Consider the following 24,883-nt stretch of genomic DNA (forward strand, 5'->3'; position numbering starts at 1 on the left):
CCGATTTTATTTGCAAGTCCAGAGAAGGGACTAATGCGAAAGGCTCGTATAAAATTTCAGAGCCTTTCGCACTAATAAAAAAAAGAAACACCTCTAAATGATAAAATCACTACCCCAATGATGGATAGTCAATATATCCATGTTCATCGCCCCCGTACATGGTTGCCTTGTCTGCGACATTATATTTAGCGTCAAGTTCAAACCTTTTCACAAGGTCGGGGTTCGCTATGAATAATTTACCATAGGAAATGATTTTAGCAATACCTTTTTCCAGTTCTGCTTCTCCACTTGCTTTGTCATACCCTGCATTTGCGATGACCATATGCTTAGTTAGGGAACCAAAGGTTTCAATTACGTTCTCTGGATAATGAGGATAATGATCCAGCGGAAACATTGCATTCATCAGGTGTATGTAGGAAAGCGGCAATTCATTAAGCGACTCGATCAAAGGAGTAAATTGCGCGATAGGATCACTATGTTCAATATTGTTGTAATAATTTGTTGGTGACAATTTGATGCCCACTTTGTCACTTCCTATTGCATCAACCAATTCCTTCATCACTTCAAGAACAAACCGATTTCTGTTTCCGACACTGCCCCCATACTCATCAGTGCGGAGATTGGCACTTTCCGATAAGAATTGATTAGGCAGATAGCCAAAGGCAGCATGGAGCTCGACGCCGTCAAAACCCGCTGCTATAGCGTTTTTCGCTGCTCTTCCATAATCCTTGACAATCTCTTTAATCTCTTCAACAGTCAGTTCACGGGGCACCTCATAGTCTTTCATCCCCTGAGTGGTAAAGTGTTGCTGACCTTTAATCCCTACTGCTGATGGTGCGACTGGCAACTGTCCTTTCTTGTTCACGGAATGTCCTACACGTCCCGTATGCCATAACTGGGCGTAGATGACACTGCCCTTATCGTGTACGGCCTTGGTAACCTTTTTCCATGCTTCAACATGCTGGGCAGTAAATAATCCTGGAGTTAAGGGGCTTCCAAGTGCTTGCTCGGAGATGTTAATTGCTTCCGTTATCAACAGCCCCGCTGTTGCACGTTGTACGTAGTACGATGCTGTTATATCTGATACTACACCGTCGAAATTTGCACGGCTCCGTGTCATTGGAGCCATAGCAATAGCATTTTGTAAGGTTTGTTTACCTAACGTTACTTTTTCCAGTAATTTCATAATATTGTTTTTATGACGTTATTTGTTAAAATTATATTTGATTTGATGACAACAAAAATACAAGCAAATAATTGGGTAAAATAACTCCAAAAGACATAAAAATAGTCCGATCAGACTTTATTCGTTTCAAGCATTATCCCTACGGGAAAGTCAATGTGTTAGTAGAGGACGGATCGGATGGGAGCATTATACGCAAAGCCGACAGGTAGAGGTATTTTAGGATAAACTGAAAGAGCAGGGTGTCGGTACCGTCATATCTGGCAATGAAGAGCATACATCTTTGAAAATTAACCCCTGATCCTTATCTATTTACAGGTATAATCTTATAGAAAATCATAAGCATTTGCAATGGCAAGTAGAGATTTGAAGTCCTAAAACATATCGATACCATTTTTTTGCAGTAAATTAGTAATTTGAATCTGTTTATAAAATGATTTTTGAATTTACAACGGCACCGGGTTTCGACTTTTTAACACTGTTCGCCAAACAGATTAATGTATCTGTGCGCGATAATTTTCTGGAAATCCCGGAAGCGATGGGCGTAGGCTATATGCGAAAAGTTGGGTTCGGCAAGGATTTCAAATTGACGATCCACCGTTACACGCTAAAGGAAGATTTCATCATCAAGCGCAACCCATCACCTGAGGCATTAAGCTTACGCACTTTTTTCTTTTACAATAACAGGGAAAGTATGGAAGTTAAGTACGAAAATGAGGATGATTTAAAGTTTCTTCCGAAAAATGACGCTTCTATTTTGTTGTCCACAAATGACCTGCAGACAGAAATTCGTTTTCCTGCCAAGCGTGAAATACAATATGTTGTTGTTGCCATTGCCGCAGAAAGATTGCGTACAATTCTTTCCATCGACACCCCAAATGCTACAATAAAAACCATCACGGAGGAGAATGCATCATTTCTTTTCTTCGAAAGTCTCGATACTGAAATGCAGCATCTCCTCAAAAACATTGTCTCGGTTGACATGAGTGATTCTCTGAATAACTTCTATTTGCAGATCAAGATTCAGGAATTGATGTATCTTCTTTTTAACAAGCTGTTATTGAGAGAAAACTCGCAATTCAAGAGCATAAATAGCAGTGATGTGGAAAAGCTCATGTCGATACGTAACGGTATCCTTAATAACCTAAGCACACCACCCGTTTTGAGCGAATTGGCAGCATTGGCTTCCATGAGTGAAACAAAGCTTAAGCAACTTTATAAGCAGACCTTTGGCGATACTATCTATAATTATTACCAGAGGGCAAGAATGGAAAAAGCAGCCTTCCTGCTGAAGCAAGCCAGACATTCTGTCTCAGAGGTAGGTTACGAATTGGGTTTTACGAATCTTAGTCATTTTAGTCGGCTATTCGCTAAGTATTATGGAGTTACGCCTAAAAAGTATTCTTATAATAAATAAAAGGCTGTAAGCATCTTCTCCAAGAGCGACCGCAAATATTCAGGTTCATAAGGGATAATAAGGAAATATTTTCAGTCGAGAAGATTTGTCAGGTGTTTAAGGTCGGCAGAGCAGGCTATTACACAATAAGATAAAATATAAAGAACCTTTTCACGACTTTTCGAGTTATTGATTCTGATGGATTGCAACGGATTAGTAAATAGCTAAGAGAAGGTTTTAATAATAACGAATAGAAGGAACTATACATTCAAGATCAAAAAAATAGAATATTATGCAAAATATTAAGGATAAAGTGGCCTATATAACTGGCGGAACAAAAGGGATAGGTTTTGGAATAGCGAAATCGCTTATTGAAGCGGGGGTTAAGGTAGCTATTTCAGGCCGTAATACGGAAGATTTAGAAAAAGCAAAACACGAATTAGGAAATCAGAATGTAATCGCAATCCAAGCAGACGTGACAGATTTTGAAGATGAAAAAAAGGCTGTCGATGCAGTTGTTAAAAAATTTGGAAAGCTGGATATCATTATTGCCAATGCAGGTATGGGGACTTTTGCTCCCGTAGACGAAATGTCACTTGACGATTGGAACGCCATGATCAATACCAACCTGACCGGGGCTTTTCATACCCTTAAAGCCGGTGTCGAACAGCTAAAGGAAAATAAAGGATATTTTATTTCGATCGCATCATTAGCTGGAACAAATTTCTTTGCTCAAGGTGCAGGGTATAATGCGACCAAATTTGGTCTTGTGGGATTTACACAGGCCGCAATGCTTGACCTTAGGAATTATGATGTGAAATGTACTACCATAATGCCGGGATCAGTTACCTCAAATTTCAATGGTCATACCCCTAACGAAGAGGATCATTGGAAAATTCAACCCGCTGATATCGGACAAATGGTGGTAGATCTGTTAAAAATGAATCAGAATGTACTTCCAAGTAAGATCGAAGTACGTCCGACAAAAACAAAATAAGGTAGTGAAGTACTTAGGCGGGTTAGTCTGGGTAATTCAATTAATACCGTAACACAATGGAAGCGTGGGAGCTAAAATTTAGCTCCCTATAATCTTAGATTATATTAATATCTTTATATACAAGATAGTTAGGTGAAAATGTATAATCCATTTGTTCCTTTTACGCAAGAAGTGCTACCTTCACTAGAATTTAACGGAATGCTTTTTCTAATCATACAGCGCTTCAGTTGGCCGGGATTAAAACGATCGACGACCTTTTTAGTCACACCCTATGATGAATTAGAACTTGCAAAGGAGCATGAGGATAAGCTGCAAGTCAATGAGGGAAAATTGTTAGATTTAAAATCTGACTATAATAAAGTATTGGATTTGCTCAATAGTGAAGTCGGGTTTAAGTTTTTCCTTGATAAATTCAAAGAAACTAATTGGAACAAAAGGATGATAAAAGAATACCAGCGGAACATTACAAATTATCTGGCGAGCCGCACAAGCTTCACCCGCAAGGATGCTATAGATATAAATTTTGCTTTAAAATTCGGTCATCTAATAGCAGAAATTAGAACAAACGATAAATCATTAGATGTACCTGCAATCGATTTAATTACATAACATATGTGTTGGGATATAAGTTTACATTCGGATATTGAGATCATTAAAAGTGCTTTTCCAAGCCTGGCTGATCGCCGGTTAGACAGGGATACAGACATGCGTTATTATGAAAATGTTCAAGCTATAACATTTCCGCAGTATCCAATAATCTATAAAGAAAAGGATACCGGCGAACTGAATCTCATAGAAATGGAATGGGGTATTCTACCTACTTATATTAAAGATCCGAAGGAACAAACTGACCGCAGACGGAATCAAGTTAATATTCGATCGGAGAGAATTCTTGGGGATAAAAAATCAACCTGGTATCGGCTGAAAAGTCAAAGATGCCTGATCCCAGTTTCCGGTACTTATGAACATCGAGAAATCAAAGGTTGGAAGAAAAAAGTACCTTATTACATTGCGGAAAAAGACCGTGAAATTTTCTTTGTGCCAGGCTTATATCAATGGCACGAGACTGTAGATGAAGATGGTGTATTAGCGAAAGTTGGTTCGTTTGGGATGCTGACCAGAGAGGCAAACTCCTTGATGGCTAATATCCATAACGCCGGTCCCAACAGGCACAGGATGCCATTATTTTTGCCACCCGAATTAGAAGAAGAATGGATTTCTGATATTCAGGAAATAGATATGGCAAACATTGTTTCGTTTCAGATGCCTGAAGAAAACCTGATCGCCTATCCAGTTTATACATTACGCGGATATCCTGAGCGGCCAGATGGTTTACACCGGTACGAACCCTTCCACTGGGAAGGTTTGCCTCCGCTGGGCATGGATGATCCTAATGGAGTCCAGGCTACTTTATTTTAATTTGATATTAATTCTAAATATTAAAAACATTCAGTATTTCTTTGTCGGCTAATTCCAGTTCATCAAATTGGGTAATAGCATCTTCGATTGCTATAGCATCATCCTCATGCATAGGCGATAGATTTAAAATTTCAACAATATCTTCACGTCTTCCTTTCGTGGCTCAAATACATTTGTTCCATATCTGAGAACTATAAACTGATAGCCCTCTTCCTGTAAGTAGGTGAGAAATTTAATAGTTAGACTTAAGGTTTGTTTCATTCTTCCATGATTAGTATCCAAATTTAGTGAACTAAGAGTGATGTGACACAGTTCAGTTTACACTACCGAATTAAAATCTAATTAGTGCATAAAATACCAACTAATTCTTCTTTAATTGTTTAATCCAGCTTTCAATAATTTTAATAATATCTTCTGAAAGTCTTTCAATATTATCATCAAGAATAAAATCAAAAATATATGAATCACTATTATTAGGATCGAGTATTCCTTCAGGATATACTTTTTGATCTTTCAATATGATTAAGGGTATACCTGACTGGTAAGCCATTCCTCCTTCAATATGCAACCATGGACTTGTGGTATATTTATGTAAAACTTCCTTTTCGCTTGTAGAACCTTCATTGTCATAACCAATATAGCTATGATGACGAATTAATCCTACTACAATAGCACCTTGACAATTATCGATCAGTTCTTTGATAGGTTTTAATGGTTTTCTAAAATCATAGTTACTTACACCCAAATTAACTGGGTCCAACCCATGTTGAGACAGTAAGTTTTTGATTAGAGTTAAAAAATTATTCTGTTCTTCTTTTGAAGGCGTAGGGTGTGATATAAATACCTTAATCATTGTTTAAATATATTACTTTTTTATTAACAGGATTGATATGATAGACATTTTTATTTCCATTTAGCGCTAATTTAACGATATCTCCGCTACCTCCAAGACCTTTTGCTTGTTCACCATCCCATATTGCAATGATTGAATCAGACTGTCTGACTATTTCAATTCCTGCTTCGTAAAATGCTGTTTCGCTTGGCTTATCGAATTCTAATTTGAAAATTTTATTTGAAAAATTTATCAGAGAATTATAATGCTCCAAATCTTTATTATCACTAAACGTTAATTTGTAGTCATGACATGGAATTACAACATCAAACTTAATGTTATAATTGATCAATTCATCACAAAAAATTTGATCTGCTCCTGCAGCTAAGCAAGAGATACCTTTTTCTACATCATTTTTTATCAAAAATCTTTTTATTTCAGAAATAATCCATTTTTTATCGTAAACTTCCAATTTCTGATGACCAGTAATTCCTAAAATCATATTAATCCATTTTTAACAAGAACCCAATAGTACTTACCTTGTGCAGTTAAACAACATTTTTTCGAATTCATTACTGCATCGCACATGTAATTTTCATCAACAGGTAACAATAATCGTGCATCTCTATATTTCTGCAAATGCTCTAATACTTTCACTTTCTCAATTATATGATCTTCATATGTTGGCTCAAACTCTGGATCTAATGGAAACAAAAAACAATCAGTGTGAAAGTACTTAGTAATTTTTTGAAGAATATCTATATCTAAGGCCGGTTTACAATATCTCAATGATACTAAAGATTCAACATGAGATTTAAATAATGGTCGAATATGAAAAAAACCAAAGCTTGATCGAGATAAGAAAATACATCTGGAATTGATACTTTACCCAAAATATCCGCGGCACCACCTTGTAGTGATTGTATAAGAAGTGATGTAAATAGGCTACCAGAAGAAGTATTATAAGAATTTTGTTTAGCATTTGTTGCTCTTATTATTGAGACGTCTTAAAACCTTGGCTAAGTCTTGAGCATCTTTAACACAGCCAGGCAATTCTCCGAAATTATACTTGGTAACACCTACAACAAGTGCTCCTCTCATAATTAGAGATTTTTTCCTTCACCTAACATTTGTGTAATTGCAGAAGCAATTCCATCCCAAGTCCATGGAATAACTCTGTTTCTAGATAATCCAATTGGTAAAGTTGATGAAGAACTTGCTCCATCCACATACACACCAAAAAAAGGAACGTTATTTCTAATAGCCATCTGAATTTCCTTATTTACTCCAGTTGCAGTGCTCATACTTCTGCCAACTAAAACAATCATCATATTACATCTTTTCATCTTATCTTCAATTATTTTCTGCCAACTATATTGTGCTAATGCAGTTTTTGAAGACCAATCCTCAATATTAAACGGTGTGCGCGAATTCCTTGATTGTCCAATAAAATACATCTTTTGCATTTCATTATTATCAAAATCGAAACTTATAAATGCTCTTGCGTTTGCCATATATTATGTTAATTCTATATTTATAATTTGTGTGGTTGTTTCTTTTTCTTGTGTCTTATGAAGCCATCCTTGCCTTATTTTCACGAGTGCTTTTACAGAGTAATTCAATGTTTTCACTTTTTTAGGAACTGCAATAGTCTGGATAAGAAGTTGATCACCTAACAAAGGATTTTCATCAGGCTTTAATACCCAAGTACACTTATTAGAAGCAATGCCTGAAGATTGTACTATAGGTAATTTAATATTGTAATTAATTTTTCCAACAAACTTTGTATTTGTCGAAAGTTCTAAATTCAATTCACCTCCCAACGTTAAGCTGGTTCCTGATAAAGAATTTTTCAACTCGTCTGGAACTTCTGCCGAAAAATTTCCTGCTGCCATTACAGTTCCTGATAGTCCTGATTCTATCGCAAATCGGTCAATAACTTTGGTTTTAGGGAATAAATCTATTGTTTTTGATTCTAGTGAACTTGTAATTTCTGCATTATACTGTAATTCTACAACTTGGGAACTGCCTTTTGTTCTTATTACTCCAACTGCATGAGTAATTAAATAAATGTTATTTGTTTGAAACTGAACTTCAAGTTCTGGAGGTAACTTTTTTTGTGCCAAATCAAAAAGTTGCTGTAGGTTATATACAATTGGGCAGTTACCTATTCTGGTTTTAACTCCTAACAATTCAGGTTCTTTTTCTAAACCAATAATATCACTATCAAAAATACCTTTTTCTTTTTCAATGTTTGAATTAAAAAATAATTCTTCTTCGTAAAAATCCATCATAATTTATGATAATTTATTTTCTTTAACTAATCTCCAATATTGATATCCTAAAGCAGTCAGTTTGCAAGATTTGCTATTTATAGCGGCATAATACATAAATTCCTCATCCACTGGAATGATCAGTCCGACAGATTGGAATTTTTGAAGATCCTTAAAAATATTAACATTTTCCGCTATAGCAGATTCTTCGGTAAATTCAAAAGTTGGATCTAAATTAAATTCATCTTCAGCTTTAATAAAATACGTTGTAATTTTCCTTAATGTCTCTTTAGGTACTCGAGGAGTGATTTGTCTCAAAGAGGTAAATTGTGAAACGTTTGTTTTGAAAATAGGCCTTTGGTCCCAAGCTCCCAATGCTTCATCAACATAGGCGTAAAGATGCCCAGGCGTTATATTACCTCTTAAATCTGCTGCTCCCCCCTGTAATCCATCCAAAAGTAAAGATGTAAAAACACTGGAACCATTAATAGATATTGCACTTTCTTTATCGCTACACGCAGTTAATACTGTTAGTCCATCCCCCAAATAAGCTGCTGAAGAATCTCCTATTTCAATATTAGCAAATTTTCCTGAATAGCAACAATCTAGGATAATAATTTTATAAATTGCTTCAGATTTGTTAGCAAGAGTTAGAATATCATTCATTGGAATTCCTTCATCATACTTTTCAAAATCCGATGTTACGATATAACCACCAGTAGACTTTACGAAACCATGTCCAGAGAAATATAGTAATGCTATATCAGATTTACCTTGAAATAGTTGTTCAATACTACTTCTCAAAACTTTCCTACTAATTGTTTGAGATTTGTCTATTAATAGTTTTACATGAAAATTAGGAGATCCATCTCCATTTTTTTCTAAAATATTCTCCATACTTATAGCATCCTTAACGCAACTATACAATGGCGCATTAGGATAATCATCTATTCCTACGACAAGAGCTTTTTTCATAATCAAAATGTTTATAATTCCGCAATATTAATATCTCTTTCAAACAACTTCTTATTATTGATCCAGTCTTCAAATACTATATATTTAGTATTACTATCGGCAACCCAAAGCTTTTTAGCACCATTTGTAGAATCAATCTTTTTTATAAACGGGTATAAGAGTAAATATTCTTTTCTATCGAAGGTATATTTATTGTCACTACTCTTTACTACTGGAATTAGAGCACATAATTGTGTATGTCCATCAACATAACCTAACTCCCAAGGTATCCATTTGGACAAGTCAGCATTTTGAGAAATTGCAAGTAATAATGTTTTACATGAATGCAAACGTTTTCGAATTAATCTAGCAGATTCCTTGGTTACATTTGTTCTATCCAAATCAGAATCAACAATCCAATCTACATATACTGAATATCCCATGTTTGTTAGTTCGTAATATAGGCCATAGACAGCTTCCTTATCTAAAAAGCTATGCGAAAGAAATATATCGAAACTTGTTCTATTTCTACTTTCATTAAACATTCTAGTACTTTCATTAAGTGGTTGATTTTTACTCAAATTTTTTAAATAGGATTCTTCGTATAATGGCATAGTATATTAATTTTAGTAAATCAGCACTAAAATAACAATATTAAAAAAAAAATTATTACGGTTATCCGTAATTGTTATTTTTTTTTCTGGAATCGTAACAATAAAATGTATACCTAGTTAAGCTGCAATATTTTGTTTATTTAATTTTCTAGCAAACTCCTCTGGAGATAAATATTTTAAGGCAGAATGTTGCCTTTTTCGGTTGTACTAAGTCTCAATATATTCAAAGACAATAAGCGCAGCTTGTTCCATGGGAGCGAATTTATGCTGTTTATACACATTCCGCCTAAGTGTCTTGAAAAAACTTTCAGCGACAGCATTATGCCAGCAATTTACTTTTCTACTCATCCTTCTTATGATGAGTAAATTCTTTTCTAGTATAGAGCTAAACTCATAACATGCATATTGTACGCCACGATCAGAATTGAAAATTAGTTTTTCGGTGATTGGCTTTGCTTTTTGCGCTATTTTAAAAGCCTAGCTATTTTACAATTGGATCGTATTAACTTTTCAAACTTAATGATTTTTTTTCTTTGTTAAAGAACCTCCCATGTAGAGAGAGTCTGTGTGCGGAATCTGTCAATCTGTCCTTATCGCATCCGTAAGTGTTGGCTCATCAATAAAATTGTACCATGCTTGAATCGGTAGCTGAGAAGTTATGACAACAGAGCTATTTCCATATCGGTCTTCCAATATATATAGCAGTGGGAGCCGAGTCTCGGCGTCTATTGTTTTTAACCCGAAGTCATCCAATATGAGTAACTTTTGTTTTGTGATACTCTTTATCCATTTTAGATAAGTAACATCTAGCCTGGTTTGTATAACAGTATCGATAAAGTGGTTCATACTGAAGTATCGGCTACCTACTTGAGAGAAACAATCATTGGAAGAACAGATCCGTATTAGTTAAAAATGTAACATGGACTTTATGAGCGATAGCTTTGACAGTGATGGATTATGTACACCAAAGACATATAGCTATTTAGACTTATATATATTTACTTCATTACCGTCAACTATTTCGGTACCTGCGACAGATATCCGTTCACTATTCCTAGCCATTGAGCTAGATATATATGAGCTAGAATAATTCCATCCTAAAGATTCAAAAAACTTTTTGATTTTATCGACTATCATACCTGTTGAACAAAATTCTTTGTTATTCAATAGGTAATAAGTTATTGCATATGTAATGCTTGGACGTTTTTCCAATAGACTAAAATAAGCTACATTATTTTTATGAATCTGCTTAAGGTTATTACGGGAGCCTATTTCAATCACAATATCTGGTTCATTCAGCTCGATTAGCGATTTATTGAAAAAGGTGCTTGCTTTATTAATCGCATCAATATTAAAGAAAGATTGCCCCTTTCTTATTCTAGATAAGGTTCTAGTTGATTTCTCAATAAGATGTGCAAAATCGCTATCTTCAATACCATTATTGTCTATTAGCTTAAGGATATTTTCAGTAATTACCTTTCTATTTATACCGGTCATAGGTCAAATATGGGACACTGTCGAATTACAAAAAGTGACATTTAATTCTTTTTTTGTGATTTGTTTATTATCTTTGTATAGAAAGAGAGCAGATGCTTTCGGAAAGAATTTAGGTATTTTAAGCAAAGAGTCTTGCGGCTACATTTTCTGACGCCGTAACGCAAGGCAGTAGTTCTGAATACCCATGTCTATTCTTATATAAAAGCTTTTAGTATATTTGCTTGATAAGATAGATATGGGGCTACTGTTAGTCTGTGTTACGTTAGGCGTCAGAAACTTAATTTGTAGCCACAGCATGTAGCCCTATATTTATCAAGCTACCTCCTGATACAAGACTCGTTTAACCAATAACGAGTTATGATTATTAAAAACAAACATCAAAAAAGTCCCAATCCCCCTTAGTTCTATTAAGGCTAGAGGTCTGTATGACCATCCGAAAAAGTGTCATTGTAAATATATCATCTGCTTTGTAACCAATTAGAGACTACTATATCGGAACATTTTTACGAGTTATTCTAATAACCTATTCCATCGCCTCCGCGAGGAAAGGGAAAGATTATGACCATTTTTAAAACCTTAAAATGAACAATTTTATAAGGACTGGGAGAAGTATTGCCTGTTCAAAACAGGAAGCCCAGTACGTAAATTTAGCAAATACACAACCTAATTGTATTATATATAAAGCATATAGCCTAAGAGAACTATTAATCCTAAGGACTCTTTTAGTAATTGCTACTGCATTTCATATGTTTAGTTTATCGGCTCAGACGCCCCGCAAGGACAGCGGGGCAAATGGGTTGTTATACATCAGCGGTTCTGTGGTATCGTCTGTCGACGGTAAGCCGATCCAGGGTGTTTCCATCCGAGTCGAAGGTGAAAAGGGTAAGGCTTCGTCCAAAAATGATGGTTCCTTTTCGTTAACAGTCTCCAATCCTAAAGGTACTGTTTCATTCTCACATGTCGGTTTCAAGCGCTTAGAAACTTCGTATAGTGCTGGAGTATCATTGATAGTGAAATTGATACCATTGAAGAATCAATTGGAAGAGGTGGAGGTGGTCTCTACCGGGTACCAAAAAATTCCGAAGGAGCGGGCGACGGGGAGTTTTGAAGTAATCGGAAAACAACAGCTCAATATCAGCAAAAGTACCAACATTATCAATCGGCTGGAAGGCTTGTCGCCCGCACTCCGTTTTGAGAAAAGAGTGGAGGGACTGTCTCCGTTGCAGCAGTTATCTGTCCGTACCACGTCAACCTACTATGGGTATTATAATCCACTCGTTATATTGGATGACTTTCCTTACGAGGGTGATATCGCAAATATAAATCCCAACGATATTGAATCGGTAACCATCCTTAAAGATGCTGCGGCGGCATCCATCTGGGGAACGCGAGCAGGAAATGGAGTGATCGTTTTGACTTCAAAGAGAGGAACTAAGGATGGAAAACTAAAACTGTCAGTCCAGGTAGCAAACCAGTTGGGTGAAAAACCGGATATCTATAAAAAACCTTACATGTCCAGTTCATCTTTTATAGAGATGGAAGAGCTGTTATTTAAAAACAAGTTTTTCGACTGGCAGATCACTTCTTTGGATCGAAGCATTACGCCAATGGTTGTGTTAATGGACAAGCTGCGCAAAGGCGAGATCGATCAAGTTACCTATGATCGTCAGAAAGCTGAATGGAGTAAACAGGATGTGCGAACAGATTACTTAAAGTACATCTATCGAAACAGCTATAACCAACAATATGCAACCAATATAACGGGCGGAGGTGCTAACTATGATTTTCAGGCAAGTGTGGGATACGATAAAAACCGTAATAACATTCAAAATGGAGGTCTCGAAAGGGTTACTGCTCGGTTAGTGACGAACATCCGTCCGGTCAAAAAGTTGGAGATCGGCATGCAGCTGATGTATGGTAACTCTGCCATCAAAGGGATGGGTACTGATTCTCAGCTTTCTTTTGGCTCCCTGTATTCTGGCGCAGGACGTAGTTTTTATCCTTATCTCAGGTTGGTCGACGATGGCGGAAAGGCTATTGATCTGGAGACGGTTACGATCCGTAAATCGTACATCGATACGCTTGCGGGGGGAAGGCTTATGCCAGCCCGCTATAATATCTTCAATGAATTTGCCAGCAGCGAAAATAAAAATAGTACCGAAGATGTCACACTCAATTTAAGTGCGAACTGGAAATTGACACCTTTCATCAGCGCAAATGTAGCCTATCAATTTCAGAAGTCAGCAAATAAAATAACCAATTGGCAGGGCATCGATTCTTATTTTACACAGCATTACATTAATATGTTTACGCAGTGGACGCCTACCACGATAACACGAAATGTACCAATTGGTGATATCTTTTACCAAAACAATGGTATCATAAATTCACATTACCTCAGGGGAAATCTGGCTTGGGATCAATCATTCGATCGGGATCGACATAAAATTAATGCCATCGCTGGAGCTGAAATGAAGGATTTGAACAACCGGATGGATGGGCACAACCTCTATGGTTATGATCGCAATACATTGAGTTATGCACGTGTGAATTACCTGACCAATTTCCCTTTGCTGAATGGGATCATGGGATCAGGACAGATCATTGATGGTGTCAAATTTGACGAGCTGAATCAACGGTTCACGTCTTTCTTTGGTAATGCGACCTATACCTTTCTGGATCGGTATTCTTTGAGTGGGAGTATACGTAGGGATGCGTCTAATCTATTTGGTGTGTCAACCAACAACAGATGGCAACCACTTTGGTCTGCTGGCTTAGCATGGGATATAACAAAGGAATCTTTTTATCATTTCAATGCGCTGTCGCGATTGAAAATCCGGGGAACCTATGGCTATAATGGCAACGCCAATAATTCTTACTCAGCCAACCCGATTATGGAATATAGCGGTACGCATAGTATTACCTCGTACACTTATGCCTACATGATCAATCCTTCCAATCCGGATTATAGGTCTGAAAAGGTCGGTGTTTTTAATCTCGGGCTTGATTTTGCGGCCCTCGGTAATCGTATTTCGGGAACAGTAGACTTTTATAAGAAAGATGGCCGGGATATCGTTGCTAGGGGGATGGTCGATCCAACAACAGGGTTTGATTCACAAATCTTGAATGTCGCCCATTTTGCCGGCCGCGGCATTGAAGCTAATCTGCAAACCGTAAATATCAAAGGAGGCAAATTTTCCTGGAATTCCAATCTGATATTCAATTATCAGCGAAATATTACTAAAAAATACAATTATAGACCCGCGCGGGCAGATTCATACCTTGATGCAGCTACCTCACCTAATCCAGTGGAAGGCCGCGATCTATACGGACTGTATGCCTACCCGTTTGCTGGACTGGATCCACAGACCGGTGAGCCCTTAGGCTGGATGAATGGCGAGAAGAGTAAGGAGTATACAAAATTTGCTTCTTCACCCGTAGAGACGCTTAAATTTATGGGATCAACCATTCCGCTATATTCGGGTTTTGTACGCAACACCTTTAACTACGGCCCTTGGTCTTTGAGTACAAATATTCAATACAAGTTTAAGTTCGTGTTTAGAAGACCGACGATAAATTATTCGGCTTTAGCAAATTACTGGACAATGAATGAGGATTTTGACAATCGCTGGCGGCAGCCAGGGGACGAACTGAATACGAATGTGCCTGCTTTTATATATCCGTTAAATAACGCACGTGACAATTTTTATACGTTCTCTGACGCGGTTGTTGAACGGGGAGATGCCATCCGCATAAAGGACATTAATCTGAATTATAATTTTAATGGCTTGGGCAAAGGGAAAATTCGGGGTCAGGTATTTTTTAATATGGATAATATGAACTTGATCATCTGGAAGAAGACAGGGTATAATGTGGATTCTGATTATTACCGCTCCATACCCATCCCACGTACGTACACGCTGGGCGCAACATTGAACTTATAAATCGTATTGTTATCTAACACGAATTGAGAATGAAAAGATATTGTATTTTCTTTATCACAGCCCTACTGCTTGCCTTAACTGGCTGTGATAAATTTTTAGAAAAAAAAGCTGATCTAAAAATGGCTATTCCAGAATCGATTGAAGATGGAGAGGCCTTAATGGACAATTATAGCATGTTAAATCAAGGCTATCCTTATATTGGTGAATTGTGTAGCGACGATTTTCAAATGAGCTATTCAGATTGGTCTGCGATCACGATTGATGAAGATAGGGACCTGTTTGTATGGAATATACAGGCTGCTCCACCAGCCACGCAATGGTCTGCGCCTTATCGGGTGGTCTATAATGCCAATCAAGTACTTGCAATGATTGATAAGCTACCCAGCAATGATCGCTCGCAACAACTGAAAGGTAAAGCCTTATTTTTTAGGGCTTATGCGTATCTAGCTTTAGGTGAACTATTTGTGGATGTGCCCAGAGCGGATAAAAGTAATGCTGCTAAAATGGCTATTCCTTACCGTAAAACGCCGAATATTGAGGAGCATAGTCCCAGAGTGACCATCGGGGAATTCTATGAGCAGTTGCTAGCCGATTTACGGTTGGCTACCGAGCTACTGAAAGATAACAATGATAAGGCCTCTAGACCCTCTTACACAGCCAGTTTGGCTTTATTGGCAAGAGTATATCTTTATCTCCAAGATTATGAGCAGGCTGCCTATTATGCAGATAAATGTCTGCAACTGAATGCTGCTTTATTGGACTTCAATGTGCTGAACCAGTCGAGCAATACGCCGATTTTGAGATTTAATAAGGAGGTGTTATTTCAGGCTATTTCAAGCGGTAGTGCAACTTATACACGCACACGTTGGAAAGTGTCGGCAGAACTCATGGGAACTTATCAGGCTAACGATCTGCGCAGGACAGTATTTTTTATCAATAATAACGACGGTACCTATTCTTTCAAGGGAAACTACGACGGTGTTTTGAATCAGGCTCCATTCAGTGGCTTGGCTGTAGACGAGATATATCTCATCAGGGCTGAATCAAATGCTCGGCTAGGCAAGATTGCCTTGGCACTTAAGGATATCAACGATCTGCTACGGTCGCGGTGGAAATCTGGTACGTATACAGATCATACAGATACTGATCCGGTTACACTATTGAATTTTATCTTACAGGAAAGGAGAAAAGAACTGATTATGCGCCAGCGGCGCTGGGCAGATCTAAAAAGATTGAACCTCAAGGTCGAAACGGCTGTGACTTTAGAAAGATCGTGGCCAGAAAAGCTGGCAGAATTACGGCCGAATGCTCCTCAATATACTTTTTTAATACCATTTGCCGTCCTCAACAATTCTACGCTGACTCAAACTGAACGCTAAAATGAAAAAATTGATTAAAAATATGTGTGTTATAGCTTTGTTATTGCATACAATACATACTGCTTATTGTAGCACCTCTCAGGTAGATACATTGACTACTGGAATGAAAATGCCCAATGTGGATATGGGCACTCTTGAAGATGGTGTTCCGTTAGGGAAATTTTCACAACAGGCTGCGCGCCTTGTCATTCTTGACTTTATGAATTCGTCATGTTCGAGTTGTATAGCCGCGCTGCCCAGGCTGTCTCAGGTTGCCAAAAAATTTGGAAAGGATATTCAGATTTATCCTGTGACCTATGAGGATCGCAGCCGGATAGCTAAAATGAGAACGTTAAATGCTATAATAGCTGCCACAGATTTGAAATTTATCGTTGAAGATAAGAATCTAAAGACGCTTTTTCCGCATCAGACCGTTTCACATGTCGTATGGATTCTTGATGGTCTAGTGAAAGGAATTACTCATGTGGAATATCTGGATGAAAAGATGGTAAATACTATGCTTAAAGAGGGAAGACTTGATGTGCCTCAGAAAAATGATTTTAAAACCTTTGATTATTCGAAATCACTGAAGAATCATCGTTACCCCCTAAGATCGTACGCTGCTCTGACTGGTTATATTCCAGATGCAGATACCAAGTTTGGTACGGATATTTCGTCTGATTCGAGCAGTATACGGGAGTATATGATCAATGTGCCGATACTTTCGGCCTATATGCATGCTTATGGAAAAACTAAGCGTTTGCCATATATGAAAGCTGATCGGATCATAATAGAATCAACCCATCCGGAAAAATATAGTTATGCCTCCGATCGGGATGGCTACGAGGAAGATTGGTTATTAAAAAATGCGATCTCGTACGAATTTGAATTTACAGAGCGGAAATCAAAAGATAACCGAATGCGAAGTATTATTCATGATCTCGACAATAGGTTAGATGTAAAGACATCGATAGAAAAAAGAATGGTTGATTGTTGGGTTATTATTGATGGTAAGGGCGAAAGTAAAAATATGCCGGATATCGGCCAGTCCAAAAGGGATTTTATATTTATGGCAGACCTCAATAGTGCATATCCTGTTATTTTGGATGAAAGTACATTGGATAACAAAATTCAGGCGAAATCTCATCAGTCTTTTGATGAACTAAGATCGTTACTGCGTGACGCAGGTTATGATCTCGTGAAGGAAAAGAGAGCAACAGAGGTTTTTGTATTGGTAGATTAAACAAATTAGGGTGCATATTTTTATGCACCCTATAATTAAAATGGCATGTCTACGACTTTAATGTCACATGCGATGTATTCGTCCTGGTGTTTAAAGCTTCGAGCATTTCATTTCTCAAATCTTCTGTAATATTTGGTTTTCCTCCAACATTAGGAGCGTCGATAGTACAGATTTGATTATTGCCCGAACAACCAGGTGATCCTGCTGAATAACTGTCTGGACTACCAGGGTTACTTGGATCATTTAATTGAAATAGTGCCATAGTGCAAAATTTTAATTAGTCAAATCTTGTTTATTAATCAGCTACATCCAAGATGTATCCGGTTTCACAGATTCTGCCGGGCTGACCGAAACGCCGCATGAGGCCAGCCCTTTTCAGGTAAATGCTGTATCGTACCGCCACACGGGAATGTGGTAAACCTGCGGCCGTGCCTGTCACGTACAGGACCAGCACAGCAGCAGGTCACTGAAAGCAAAAGTTTCATCTTCGCCAAGCCAGAATATTTTCGCTGCACCAGTTGCGAAGGCCATTGCCGACGTGGGGCGCTCATATCCGCGGCGAATGGTTGTTCATTTAGCGAATTTTCCCTGACTCGTTGTGTACGCTGTATACGCTTTTGCTTGATCATACTTCTATGTTTATAAATTCACCCAGTCCTATGGGTATATGGTTCATAGTCCAAAGATAGAGACCGCCGGTGCTCATAATTTGACATAAAGCGCATCAGGATTTGACAAAATCCGTGAATCTAAACCTACCTCCGCTTTTTGGAATTAAAGGTCAGCTGTTGATAGGCTGTCGGAGATAATCCGGTCTCATTTTTGAAAAATCGAGTAAAACTAGAAATCTGACCAAAGCCACAAAAGTCCGAAACGAGCTTTACAGGCATTTTTCGCTCCAGTAGATGCTTTGCCTTGTCGGCCAATACTTGGTTGCGAAAATGCAACAGCGTCTCGCCATAGCGCTGCATATGGTATTTGTTGAGTTGATCATTTGCAACGTGCAGCGCAGCAGCAATATCTCCGATTAAAATTCGCTCTTCCGTTTCTGCAATCCGCTTGCTGATCAGCGCTCGGGCCTGTAGAGCCAAATAGTCTTGGTGGCTCAGGAGACCCTGCGCTTTGAGTAGCTTATTTTTGCTCAGAAGGAGCAGATCCTGAATTTTGTGAAGTATAATACTTTTGGGTATCAACGGCTTATTGCTGAGTTCACTCGTGAGCTCGGCAAATAACTGTCGGGTCTGCTCCATAGCGACAAAGTCAAGGCTCACTCGGTACTGTGCAAGCCTGCCTTTATGTGCTGCGATCACGCTAGATAGATACTCAAAGCCAGGAATCCCGCCGATATGAAGCAGATTCAAAGGTAGTGTAAAACCTTGAATGTGATAGGTTCCGGTTTCAAATTTTAATGTAATTTCCGTTTCGGGGGCATAGAGAAACGCACCATGCCGCGGGCGGAAAATAAAGGTGTCTTTGACCTGTGGCTGGCGGTAATGGATCGGAGCACGCCCTGCGAGATGGTAGAGCAGATGGGTCTGCGGACTGCATATTTCAAAACGGATTGTTGTTGGGCTATGCACTTCGAACTGATAGCAATAGCTCTCCAAATTGCCGGTCTGCAGATACTCCTCAAACAAACAAATTTGTGGATGGTATAGCAGTCGGGTCCGGCTACCCGGCAACTGCTGTTGAAAAGATTTTGTGAGCGTACTCTTGCTCACAAAATCCATATCTTCTTCTATCAACCTGAATGATGCGGTCCGCATAGCGCTAGTATTTTTGGGGAATAGGCCACGTCTGTTTCGGAGAAACGTGGGATTAGCTGCCTGCAGTATGCCGATAAACAATGCGGATAGAAAAATAACCTGTCGGCAACAATCGGTTCGCAACAGGTAGGTCACTGGATGAATTGTATCGTGAAAGGATGATGTCCTTTGGTGTGTCTTTTTCTTCATCGACCGAGCTGCTGTTCTTTTGGAAGTCAACGGCTAAGCCGTTGTTCCAGCTGTCGGCAATCCCGATGCTAAGTTCGGTTTTGAGTGCAAGCGACATAGTATTTAGATATTGGATCTGGCTGACGCGTAGCTCAAAATAGGCGTGCATAAAGCCGACAAAATCGCTCATGACGGAGTTGATGATAGGAAGGCGCTCGGCGTAAGGAAGGGTCAATACTTTTAGCTGCAGGTCGTTGACACCTGCTTGGTCAAATGTTCTTTTCATATTTTTGCTGTTACGTAAAACCACAAATAAATCAGCTAAAACCCTAGAAAACAAATTCTTTAGTTAGATATGACAGGATTTGGTATATTTTGACGGAATGTTTCTCCGGGAAATTAGTATTATTTTAAAGAAATTTTGTAAATTTGAGGTAAGTGTTTTATTTTGAATCAATCACCAGACCAATTTGTATTCCTTATGCGATCGGAGAATTTAAATAAAAGTAGAAGATTATTTCCGTATTTAATAAAAACTAGTATTGCCCGATGGAGCCAAATAGGCTATTATCCACTTCATTTTTTCTTGTGCTTTATCCTCGCTTTGATCATCAATCTGGGTTCTGCTGGCAGCGAGATGCTCGTCCGTATCCAGAGTAAGCGCTTTATGGCGGTATGGATCGGTACAGTGTTGCTGTTGCTGGTCTACGCTATACTGATCAGCTACATACATGCAGCCTTGGTGGTTAGGCAGCGGTTCAGTAGCAATACCAAGCTAAATTTTATGATCTATCTGCTCTGCGCATCCGGTGTTGTCCTAGCTATCCACGGCGTCGTACTGGAAGTATTGTTACCGCACAGGCCAGGATTGATCTTGCTATCAAGATGGTATCTGACCACTGATTTTTGGTTTTTCTTTCCCATAGTGACCGCCTATATACTGTTGGTAAATCGCTTTCCAAAATGGGTATTGCTCGATTGGCAATCCTTTGTTCAGACGCCGATCCAGATCCCTTCTGCGGCCAGGCAGCAGTTCGATCAAGATCCGGCGCCACTGCTAGTAGCAGGTGGATCCGAAACTGGTGAAAATAGAGATTCTGTTAAACATGTGACCGACCAACTGGTGAAGAGCCCAAGGCAGCTATCCGGAAACAATGTCCACACCACAGCGATGGATCTCCCACTGGTGACAAAATCAGAATCCCAGGCTACCTTGTTCCGTCTGTGGCAGCGCGATCGGGATCGGCTAGCACTGATGGTCTACCTTTTGCGTAAATGGGAGGATAAAGAACAGACAGACAGTACCACGATAAAATGCCTGAATGCGGTGATCATCTATAAACAACAGCGTACGGCAGATGTTTATCTGCATGACGGAACGTTATGTCGGATAGAGGTGACCGCCAAAGCACTGCGTGCAAATCCTTGGTTGGTCAAAATACGGGCGAGAGTGTATGTCAATATGCTCTATTTTCGCGTGCCCGTAAATCGGCCCACCATGTTGCAACTTACCGCTGAGATCAAGGAGAAACTACATCGATTGTTGCCGGAGGATAAACTCAAAATAATGGTCACGCCCTCGCGTGAGCTACGCAACAACATCAATAATTTTTGGGGAATAATAGATACGCTAGATGAAAAGAAATTGGAAGAGGAATTTAATCTGGCGTAAAACGCACGTATTTTGTAACGCTGTGGTGATGGAGCCGCTGCACAGTGCTAATTGTGCAAAGTGACTCGTTTCGGCAACCAGCATGTTTAATTGCTTGGTTATGTTAAATTTAATGAATCGCATTTGTGACCTTTTAGAGGTCATAACCTCCTTATTAAAAGCGATATTGACGCATATAACGGAAGAAATGAATAAAGTATCTACGGAAACAGCGGAGATACCTTCCGAACTGGATCATATGCTTGATATCGCTGATGTGCTCGACAAATTGGGTATCTCTGAATCGAAGTATTACCGGCTGGTCCGCGAAGGAAAGCTCAGGCCGAGGAAACTGGGCAAGCGGCACTATTATTACTTGTCGGATTTACACCAGCAACTGGAAGAGAGCAGGCGTAAGGGGCGAATTTAGCGCGTTGTAACAAAGGAGCCAAAAGGCTCCTTTGTTATTTCGTGTGAACAAGCGAACGCAAATTTCTTCACATCGCTACGCTTCGGCAGCTGTTCGGCGACGGTCTGGCTATCCTTCGACTTTGCTTCGACACAGCTGGGGCACATCTTCGACGCTCCTTCGGGTGGGCTTCGACAACGCTTCGAGTCGGCTTCGACTCCCAGTCGAACAGCACCCGAACAATACCCGAACAGCAGCCGAAGCTGTGTCGAAGCTGTCTGCAATCTTTTCCGAATACGTCCCGAATACGATCGCTTAACGGCCCAACGGACTACCGAGGGGGCTGCCGATCTGTTAAAGTTGACAGGCAATGACAGCATTTCCACCCGTGTAATATCAATCCCTGCATTTATCCTTCTACTGAAAAAAGTCATGCTAATTTAGCTCTTGCTAGCAAAACAAAGACTGCTCATGACAGTCGTAATTATTTATTATTTAAACATGTATAATCATGGCAAGATTTTTAAAAGGTATACACGGAGCCTACTCTGGGAAAGTAGGAAGTGTAATAGGAAGCAGTTGGCGAGGTGTGGATTATGTCCGCTCACTCTCCAAGATTACAAGCAAAAAAGCGAGTGAAGGACAGATCGCACAGCGGGCAAGATTTGCAACCGCGGTAGCTTTTCTTTCGCCGATCAAGGATCTACTCAACCTGGGCTATTCGGATAAATTGCAGAGTAAAGCAACAGGGTACAACAAGGCGCTACAATATCTCCTGAATTATGGTGGCGTAACAGGTACTTACCCTGCATTCGAAATAGATTATGCAAAGATCGTTATTTCCAAGGGCTCATTGGCAACGCTGATGGGTGCAGAATGGTCAGAAGCTTTTCCGCAGGAGATCATGTTGACATGGGAGCCGCAGTTCAACAAACTTAACGCGTTCGCCGGCGATTCTGTTATTCTGCTCATGTACAACAGCAGCAAGAATTTCTTTAGTATCCTGGAGTCTGCGACTCGCGAAGAAGCAAGTATGAGTTTCAAGCTACCTACTAGCTACTCCGGTGACACGCTGGAAGGCTGGGTATTTACCGGTCATCAGGATGGTATCAAGACTTCTCCGAGTGTTTACCTGGGTAAATTATCCATTAGCTAATATGGCTGTTAAACACACCCTGCTGCTCCTACGAAAGTATGGAGCACGGGGAACCAATGGTACCATCAGCTATCAAGGCGAAGAGATATGCCATACCATCGAGCTGCCTGATAGAAATAATACACCTAGGATTAGCTGTATTCCAATTGGTCGATATAAGTTGGAGAAACGGCGCTACCCCAAACATGGCGAGCAGATTGGCATCCCAATGGTGCTCGGCCGCGAAGCAATACTGATCCATGCGGCCAACAATGCACTCCGTGAATTGCAGGGCTGCATTGCGCCGGTAACGACGTTAACGGGCGAAGGTACTGGGGATCACAGCGGCAAGGCATTAGGAAAGCTCAAAGCGCTGGTGTATAGCCTGTGGGATATGGGGGATGAAGTGTATTTGAGTATTCGCTAAGGCTTTGGAGATCTGGAATTAGTTGCTGCATTCCTTTGTGCCTTCTTCTTAGCAAGCTGACGGCATAAATCAAACTCGCTATGCTCGGACAATGATTTATGCTATCGTCATCTCGCGTCAGCGATAGGCATTCGGAACGCAAGGCTTTCAATTCCATGATCTCCTTAGCTTAACGAAAGGTGTATTGGTGGTAGGGATACTGAAAATGCAAAAAGTATGAAAAAAATCTTTAACAAAATAGGACAGGTGCTGCAGCTGGTGCTGGCGGCTCCTGTTAAACTTCCGGGAAAGGTTGGCAACGTATTGAAATACCTGGCCCTGGGATTGGGGATCGTAGAAAAGGTATTGGATGAAGCTAAACCCCAACCGGAGGTAAGTGACGGAAAACCGCCATCGGAAGCTGATGTGCATGCGGCAAACGATACGGCCAAAACTATGGCTGAAAGGAGCGTGGATGATGAAAGTGAATAATATCCGCATCTCGGCCATAGGCGGTACCCTCTGTTCCATCTGGGCCAGCATTTCCCTGGGGGATGTGTTGCAAACAGCCCTGACAGCGGCACTGGGTACTTTGGTTAGTTTTGCCACGAGTAGGCTGCTGGGCAAATGGCGCAACAAGCAGAAAAGGTGAGTGGTAATTAACGAAGTTCCAAAACAAAAGAAAACACCATAATACGCGGTATTATGGTGTTACATGAATATGTGGTTTGATTAGTTTTTCGCTAAGACCATCTCGGGTTCTTCCTTCCCGCCATGACAGGTTTTACAGGAAATTGCTTTGGCTGGAGCATTATCCCAACTGCGGTTAAAATACTTTTTATTGATTTTTTGGGTCATCTTGATCATCGCCCGCCCAATATCCTTTTTGTGGTTCTCATCACTGGCAAAGTCCAATTTCTTAGGATCTTCTTTTGATGGTGCATGACAGAAACCACATTTTACGCCCAAGGCAACGTTAAATTCCTTCATGGTGGAAATCAATTCGTCATGGGAAATATTTTTTGGGAGAACTTTTAAATTGGTTGGTTTGGGCTCTTCCTTTGGTTTGTCCTGTTGGAAACTAAATGCACTCAACGCAAGCGCAATAGCCAACACGGATGCAATCGCACCTAATTTATTGAATTGTTTCATTTCTCTTTTCCTTTATGCTTGACTAAATATAGGGAGAAAGCAATAATTTTCAAACAGAAAATGAAGTTAATATGACAATTTAGATTGATTATTAGTTACGGACTGCATTTTCAACGACCCAACTTTGGCTATTAGCTTGATAATTAATTGTTAATCGTTTTCCTTCAATTTTGACATTCTTTAATCCTGTCGTGTCAGCTGATACCCAAGTCGTATCGTTTTCTTGATTCAATCTAAGCGAAGTAATATTTGGGATACCCGTGAAGAACTCAACTTTGTAGGTATCGTTGCTTTCTTTTAAAACGCGAATAAGCCGATTATCCCGATCTACTTCCAATGAATTATCTTGGTATTGGATACGCCCAATAAAACTGCCCGCTGCTGCTGCAGTAGCGTTACCTGAATCTTGATTTTTGGCACACGAAGCTACTAAAATAATGAGGATACAAAGCGCGAGTAAGACGTTGAAAAACTTCATGTGTGTAA

The 24,883-nt window shown here is 39.5% G+C and carries 29 protein-coding genes; 12 read left to right on the forward strand and 17 right to left on the reverse strand.

Going from position 1 to position 24,883, the window contains the following annotated elements; genetic code table 11:
* Window positions 1–109: 109 nt before the first annotated feature.
* Window positions 110–1,186 carry an alkene reductase gene (locus B2107_RS19330; protein WP_293957364.1) on the reverse strand — a complete coding sequence of 359 codons (1,077 nt, stop codon included), beginning with the start codon at window positions 1,184–1,186 and terminating at the stop codon, window positions 110–112.
* 430 nt (window positions 1,187–1,616) lie between these two features.
* Here B2107_RS19330 and B2107_RS19335 point away from each other — a divergent pair, with 430 nt between their 5' ends.
* From B2107_RS19335 to B2107_RS19350, 4 genes are all read left to right on the forward strand, one after another.
* Window positions 1,617–2,600, forward strand: a complete 984-nt coding sequence (locus B2107_RS19335; protein WP_293957365.1) for a helix-turn-helix transcriptional regulator — start codon at window positions 1,617–1,619, stop codon at window positions 2,598–2,600.
* 271 nt (window positions 2,601–2,871) lie between these two features.
* Entirely contained in the window at window positions 2,872–3,576 is a 705-nt protein-coding gene (locus tag B2107_RS19340; RefSeq protein WP_293957366.1) for an SDR family oxidoreductase, read from the forward strand.
* A gap of 138 nt (window positions 3,577–3,714) precedes the next feature.
* Window positions 3,715–4,185, forward strand: coding sequence for a hypothetical protein (locus B2107_RS19345; RefSeq protein ID WP_293957367.1), 471 nt, complete (start codon window positions 3,715–3,717; stop codon window positions 4,183–4,185).
* A 3-nt stretch (window positions 4,186–4,188) separates the two neighbouring features.
* Complete coding sequence (locus B2107_RS19350) at window positions 4,189–4,995, forward strand: SOS response-associated peptidase (protein ID WP_293957368.1); 807 nt, start codon at window positions 4,189–4,191, stop codon at window positions 4,993–4,995.
* Between the two features lie 361 nt (window positions 4,996–5,356).
* Here B2107_RS19350 and B2107_RS19355 read toward each other — a convergent pair whose 3' ends face one another.
* From B2107_RS19355 to B2107_RS19390, 10 genes are all read right to left on the reverse strand, one after another.
* Window positions 5,357–5,848: a hypothetical protein gene (locus B2107_RS19355; protein WP_293957369.1), complete on the reverse strand. Its 492-nt coding sequence runs from the start codon at window positions 5,846–5,848 to the stop codon at window positions 5,357–5,359.
* Window positions 5,841–6,329, reverse strand: a complete 489-nt coding sequence (locus B2107_RS19360; protein WP_293957371.1) for a hypothetical protein — start codon at window positions 6,327–6,329, stop codon at window positions 5,841–5,843. Before B2107_RS19360 ends, B2107_RS19355 begins: the two co-directional genes overlap by 8 nt.
* 473 nt (window positions 6,330–6,802) lie before the next feature.
* Window positions 6,803–6,928, reverse strand: a complete 126-nt coding sequence (locus B2107_RS21965) for a caspase family protein (RefSeq protein WP_409529653.1) — start codon at window positions 6,926–6,928, stop codon at window positions 6,803–6,805.
* Between the two features lie 2 nt (window positions 6,929–6,930).
* Entirely contained in the window at window positions 6,931–7,341 is a 411-nt protein-coding gene (locus B2107_RS19365; protein ID WP_293957373.1) for a TIR domain-containing protein, read from the reverse strand.
* A 3-nt stretch (window positions 7,342–7,344) separates the two neighbouring features.
* On the reverse strand, window positions 7,345–8,121 hold the full coding sequence (locus B2107_RS19370) for a hypothetical protein (RefSeq protein WP_293957374.1): 777 nt from the start codon (window positions 8,119–8,121) through the stop codon (window positions 7,345–7,347).
* A gap of 3 nt (window positions 8,122–8,124) precedes the next feature.
* On the reverse strand, window positions 8,125–9,075 hold the full coding sequence (locus B2107_RS19375) for a caspase family protein (protein ID WP_293957375.1): 951 nt from the start codon (window positions 9,073–9,075) through the stop codon (window positions 8,125–8,127).
* A gap of 11 nt (window positions 9,076–9,086) precedes the next feature.
* Window positions 9,087–9,668, reverse strand: coding sequence for a TIR domain-containing protein (locus B2107_RS19380; protein WP_293957376.1), 582 nt, complete (start codon window positions 9,666–9,668; stop codon window positions 9,087–9,089).
* 207 nt (window positions 9,669–9,875) lie between these two features.
* Window positions 9,876–10,016, reverse strand: coding sequence for an integrase core domain-containing protein (locus B2107_RS21970; protein WP_409529654.1), 141 nt, complete (start codon window positions 10,014–10,016; stop codon window positions 9,876–9,878).
* Window positions 10,017–10,247: 231 nt separating this feature from the next.
* Complete coding sequence (locus B2107_RS19385; protein ID WP_293957377.1) at window positions 10,248–10,514, reverse strand: ATP-binding protein; 267 nt, start codon at window positions 10,512–10,514, stop codon at window positions 10,248–10,250.
* Between the two features lie 132 nt (window positions 10,515–10,646).
* Window positions 10,647–11,165, reverse strand: coding sequence for a hypothetical protein (locus B2107_RS19390; RefSeq protein ID WP_293957378.1), 519 nt, complete (start codon window positions 11,163–11,165; stop codon window positions 10,647–10,649).
* Between the two features lie 746 nt (window positions 11,166–11,911).
* On the opposite strand from B2107_RS19390, the gene B2107_RS19395 reads away from it, so the two are divergent.
* The 3 genes from B2107_RS19395 to B2107_RS19405 are packed head-to-tail and all read left to right on the forward strand — an operon-like array spanning window position 11,912 to window position 17,710.
* Window positions 11,912–15,109: a SusC/RagA family TonB-linked outer membrane protein gene (locus B2107_RS19395; protein WP_293957379.1), complete on the forward strand. Its 3,198-nt coding sequence runs from the start codon at window positions 11,912–11,914 to the stop codon at window positions 15,107–15,109.
* 29 nt (window positions 15,110–15,138) lie between these two features.
* Window positions 15,139–16,488, forward strand: coding sequence for a RagB/SusD family nutrient uptake outer membrane protein (locus B2107_RS19400; protein WP_293957381.1), 1,350 nt, complete (start codon window positions 15,139–15,141; stop codon window positions 16,486–16,488).
* 1 nt (window position 16,489) lies between these two features.
* Window positions 16,490–17,710: a TlpA family protein disulfide reductase gene (locus B2107_RS19405; protein WP_293957383.1), complete on the forward strand. Its 1,221-nt coding sequence runs from the start codon at window positions 16,490–16,492 to the stop codon at window positions 17,708–17,710.
* 49 nt (window positions 17,711–17,759) lie between these two features.
* Here B2107_RS19405 and B2107_RS19410 read toward each other — a convergent pair whose 3' ends face one another.
* The 3 genes from B2107_RS19410 to B2107_RS19420 all read right to left on the reverse strand — a co-directional run bounded on the left by B2107_RS19410 (window position 17,760) and on the right by B2107_RS19420 (window position 19,954).
* Window positions 17,760–17,972, reverse strand: a complete 213-nt coding sequence (locus B2107_RS19410; protein ID WP_293957385.1) for a hypothetical protein — start codon at window positions 17,970–17,972, stop codon at window positions 17,760–17,762.
* 493 nt (window positions 17,973–18,465) lie between these two features.
* Window positions 18,466–19,476, reverse strand: coding sequence for an AraC family transcriptional regulator (locus B2107_RS19415; RefSeq protein ID WP_293957387.1), 1,011 nt, complete (start codon window positions 19,474–19,476; stop codon window positions 18,466–18,468).
* A 52-nt stretch (window positions 19,477–19,528) separates the two neighbouring features.
* On the reverse strand, window positions 19,529–19,954 hold the full coding sequence (locus B2107_RS19420; protein WP_293957389.1) for a hypothetical protein: 426 nt from the start codon (window positions 19,952–19,954) through the stop codon (window positions 19,529–19,531).
* A 171-nt stretch (window positions 19,955–20,125) separates the two neighbouring features.
* On the opposite strand from B2107_RS19420, the gene B2107_RS19425 reads away from it, so the two are divergent.
* Window positions 20,126–21,316, forward strand: a complete 1,191-nt coding sequence (locus B2107_RS19425) for a hypothetical protein (protein WP_293957391.1) — start codon at window positions 20,126–20,128, stop codon at window positions 21,314–21,316.
* A gap of 100 nt (window positions 21,317–21,416) precedes the next feature.
* The gene (locus tag B2107_RS19430; RefSeq protein WP_293957392.1) at window positions 21,417–21,725 is read left to right on the forward strand and encodes a helix-turn-helix transcriptional regulator; all 309 of its coding nucleotides are present in this window, start codon (window positions 21,417–21,419) and stop codon (window positions 21,723–21,725) included.
* Here the strand turns inward: B2107_RS19430 and B2107_RS19435 are convergent.
* Window positions 21,722–22,138, reverse strand: coding sequence for a hypothetical protein (locus B2107_RS19435; RefSeq protein WP_293957393.1), 417 nt, complete (start codon window positions 22,136–22,138; stop codon window positions 21,722–21,724). The genes B2107_RS19430 and B2107_RS19435 overlap by 4 nt on opposite strands.
* Before the next feature lie 77 nt (window positions 22,139–22,215).
* Between B2107_RS19435 and B2107_RS19440 the strand changes: the two genes are divergently transcribed.
* The 3 genes from B2107_RS19440 (at window position 22,216) to B2107_RS19450 (ending at window position 23,737) form a co-directional block, all read left to right on the forward strand.
* Complete coding sequence (locus tag B2107_RS19440) at window positions 22,216–22,860, forward strand: DUF6266 family protein (protein ID WP_293886390.1); 645 nt, start codon at window positions 22,216–22,218, stop codon at window positions 22,858–22,860.
* Window positions 22,808–23,266, forward strand: a complete 459-nt coding sequence (locus B2107_RS19445) for a DUF5675 family protein (RefSeq protein WP_293957394.1) — start codon at window positions 22,808–22,810, stop codon at window positions 23,264–23,266. Before B2107_RS19440 ends, B2107_RS19445 begins: the two co-directional genes overlap by 53 nt.
* 216 nt (window positions 23,267–23,482) lie before the next feature.
* A complete protein-coding gene (locus B2107_RS19450; protein WP_293957395.1) occupies window positions 23,483–23,737 on the forward strand; it encodes a hypothetical protein in 255 nt (84 codons plus the stop codon).
* 240 nt (window positions 23,738–23,977) lie between these two features.
* On the opposite strand, the gene B2107_RS19455 is transcribed toward B2107_RS19450, so the two are convergent.
* Together B2107_RS19455 and B2107_RS19460 are read right to left on the reverse strand one after the other, a co-directional pair.
* Window positions 23,978–24,397 (reverse strand): c-type cytochrome, encoded by a 420-nt coding sequence (locus tag B2107_RS19455; RefSeq protein WP_293957396.1) that lies wholly within the window; start codon window positions 24,395–24,397, stop codon window positions 23,978–23,980.
* Window positions 24,398–24,488: 91 nt separating this feature from the next.
* The gene (locus tag B2107_RS19460; protein WP_293957397.1) at window positions 24,489–24,875 is read right to left on the reverse strand and encodes a hypothetical protein; all 387 of its coding nucleotides are present in this window, start codon (window positions 24,873–24,875) and stop codon (window positions 24,489–24,491) included.
* Between the last annotated feature and the right edge of the window lie 8 nt (window positions 24,876–24,883).

The sequence above is a fragment of the Sphingobacterium sp. UBA7855 genome, assembly GCA_002500745.1.
Taxonomy (GTDB): Bacteria; Bacteroidota; Bacteroidia; order Sphingobacteriales; family Sphingobacteriaceae; genus Sphingobacterium.

Excerpts from the sequence above, each read along its gene's own strand:
- B2107_RS19390 (WP_293957378.1), bottom strand. The coding sequence starts at position 11,165 with ATGACCGGTATAAATAGAAAGGTAATTACTGAAAATATCCTTAAGCTA.
- B2107_RS19375 (WP_293957375.1), bottom strand. The coding sequence starts at position 9,075 with ATGAAAAAAGCTCTTGTCGTAGGAATAGATGATTATCCTAATGCGCCA.
- B2107_RS19335 (WP_293957365.1), top strand. The coding sequence starts at position 1,617 with ATGATTTTTGAATTTACAACGGCACCGGGTTTCGACTTTTTAACACTG.
- B2107_RS19360 (WP_293957371.1), bottom strand. The coding sequence starts at position 6,329 with ATGATTTTAGGAATTACTGGTCATCAGAAATTGGAAGTTTACGATAAA.
- B2107_RS19385 (WP_293957377.1), bottom strand. The coding sequence starts at position 10,514 with ATGAACCACTTTATCGATACTGTTATACAAACCAGGCTAGATGTTACT.
- B2107_RS19380 (WP_293957376.1), bottom strand. The coding sequence starts at position 9,668 with ATGCCATTATACGAAGAATCCTATTTAAAAAATTTGAGTAAAAATCAA.
- B2107_RS19330 (WP_293957364.1), bottom strand. The coding sequence starts at position 1,186 with ATGAAATTACTGGAAAAAGTAACGTTAGGTAAACAAACCTTACAAAAT.
- B2107_RS19405 (WP_293957383.1), top strand. The coding sequence starts at position 16,490 with ATGAAAAAATTGATTAAAAATATGTGTGTTATAGCTTTGTTATTGCAT.
- B2107_RS19455 (WP_293957396.1), bottom strand. The coding sequence starts at position 24,397 with ATGAAACAATTCAATAAATTAGGTGCGATTGCATCCGTGTTGGCTATT.
- B2107_RS19400 (WP_293957381.1), top strand. The coding sequence starts at position 15,139 with ATGAAAAGATATTGTATTTTCTTTATCACAGCCCTACTGCTTGCCTTA.
- B2107_RS19415 (WP_293957387.1), bottom strand. The coding sequence starts at position 19,476 with ATGCGGACCGCATCATTCAGGTTGATAGAAGAAGATATGGATTTTGTG.
- B2107_RS19365 (WP_293957373.1), bottom strand. The coding sequence starts at position 7,341 with ATGGCAAACGCAAGAGCATTTATAAGTTTCGATTTTGATAATAATGAA.
- B2107_RS19345 (WP_293957367.1), top strand. The coding sequence starts at position 3,715 with ATGTATAATCCATTTGTTCCTTTTACGCAAGAAGTGCTACCTTCACTA.
- B2107_RS19425 (WP_293957391.1), top strand. The coding sequence starts at position 20,126 with ATGCGATCGGAGAATTTAAATAAAAGTAGAAGATTATTTCCGTATTTA.
- B2107_RS19430 (WP_293957392.1), top strand. The coding sequence starts at position 21,417 with ATGTTAAATTTAATGAATCGCATTTGTGACCTTTTAGAGGTCATAACC.
- B2107_RS19410 (WP_293957385.1), bottom strand. The coding sequence starts at position 17,972 with ATGGCACTATTTCAATTAAATGATCCAAGTAACCCTGGTAGTCCAGAC.
- B2107_RS19370 (WP_293957374.1), bottom strand. The coding sequence starts at position 8,121 with ATGATGGATTTTTACGAAGAAGAATTATTTTTTAATTCAAACATTGAA.
- B2107_RS19445 (WP_293957394.1), top strand. The coding sequence starts at position 22,808 with ATGGTATCAAGACTTCTCCGAGTGTTTACCTGGGTAAATTATCCATTA.
- B2107_RS19350 (WP_293957368.1), top strand. The coding sequence starts at position 4,189 with ATGTGTTGGGATATAAGTTTACATTCGGATATTGAGATCATTAAAAGT.
- B2107_RS19395 (WP_293957379.1), top strand. The coding sequence starts at position 11,912 with ATGTTTAGTTTATCGGCTCAGACGCCCCGCAAGGACAGCGGGGCAAAT.
- B2107_RS19460 (WP_293957397.1), bottom strand. The coding sequence starts at position 24,875 with ATGAAGTTTTTCAACGTCTTACTCGCGCTTTGTATCCTCATTATTTTA.
- B2107_RS21965 (WP_409529653.1), bottom strand. The coding sequence starts at position 6,928 with ATGAGAGGAGCACTTGTTGTAGGTGTTACCAAGTATAATTTCGGAGAA.
- B2107_RS19355 (WP_293957369.1), bottom strand. The coding sequence starts at position 5,848 with ATGATTAAGGTATTTATATCACACCCTACGCCTTCAAAAGAAGAACAG.
- B2107_RS19450 (WP_293957395.1), top strand. The coding sequence starts at position 23,483 with ATGAAAAAAATCTTTAACAAAATAGGACAGGTGCTGCAGCTGGTGCTG.
- B2107_RS21970 (WP_409529654.1), bottom strand. The coding sequence starts at position 10,016 with ATGAGTAGAAAAGTAAATTGCTGGCATAATGCTGTCGCTGAAAGTTTT.
- B2107_RS19340 (WP_293957366.1), top strand. The coding sequence starts at position 2,872 with ATGCAAAATATTAAGGATAAAGTGGCCTATATAACTGGCGGAACAAAA.
- B2107_RS19440 (WP_293886390.1), top strand. The coding sequence starts at position 22,216 with ATGGCAAGATTTTTAAAAGGTATACACGGAGCCTACTCTGGGAAAGTA.
- B2107_RS19435 (WP_293957393.1), bottom strand. The coding sequence starts at position 22,138 with ATGACTTTTTTCAGTAGAAGGATAAATGCAGGGATTGATATTACACGG.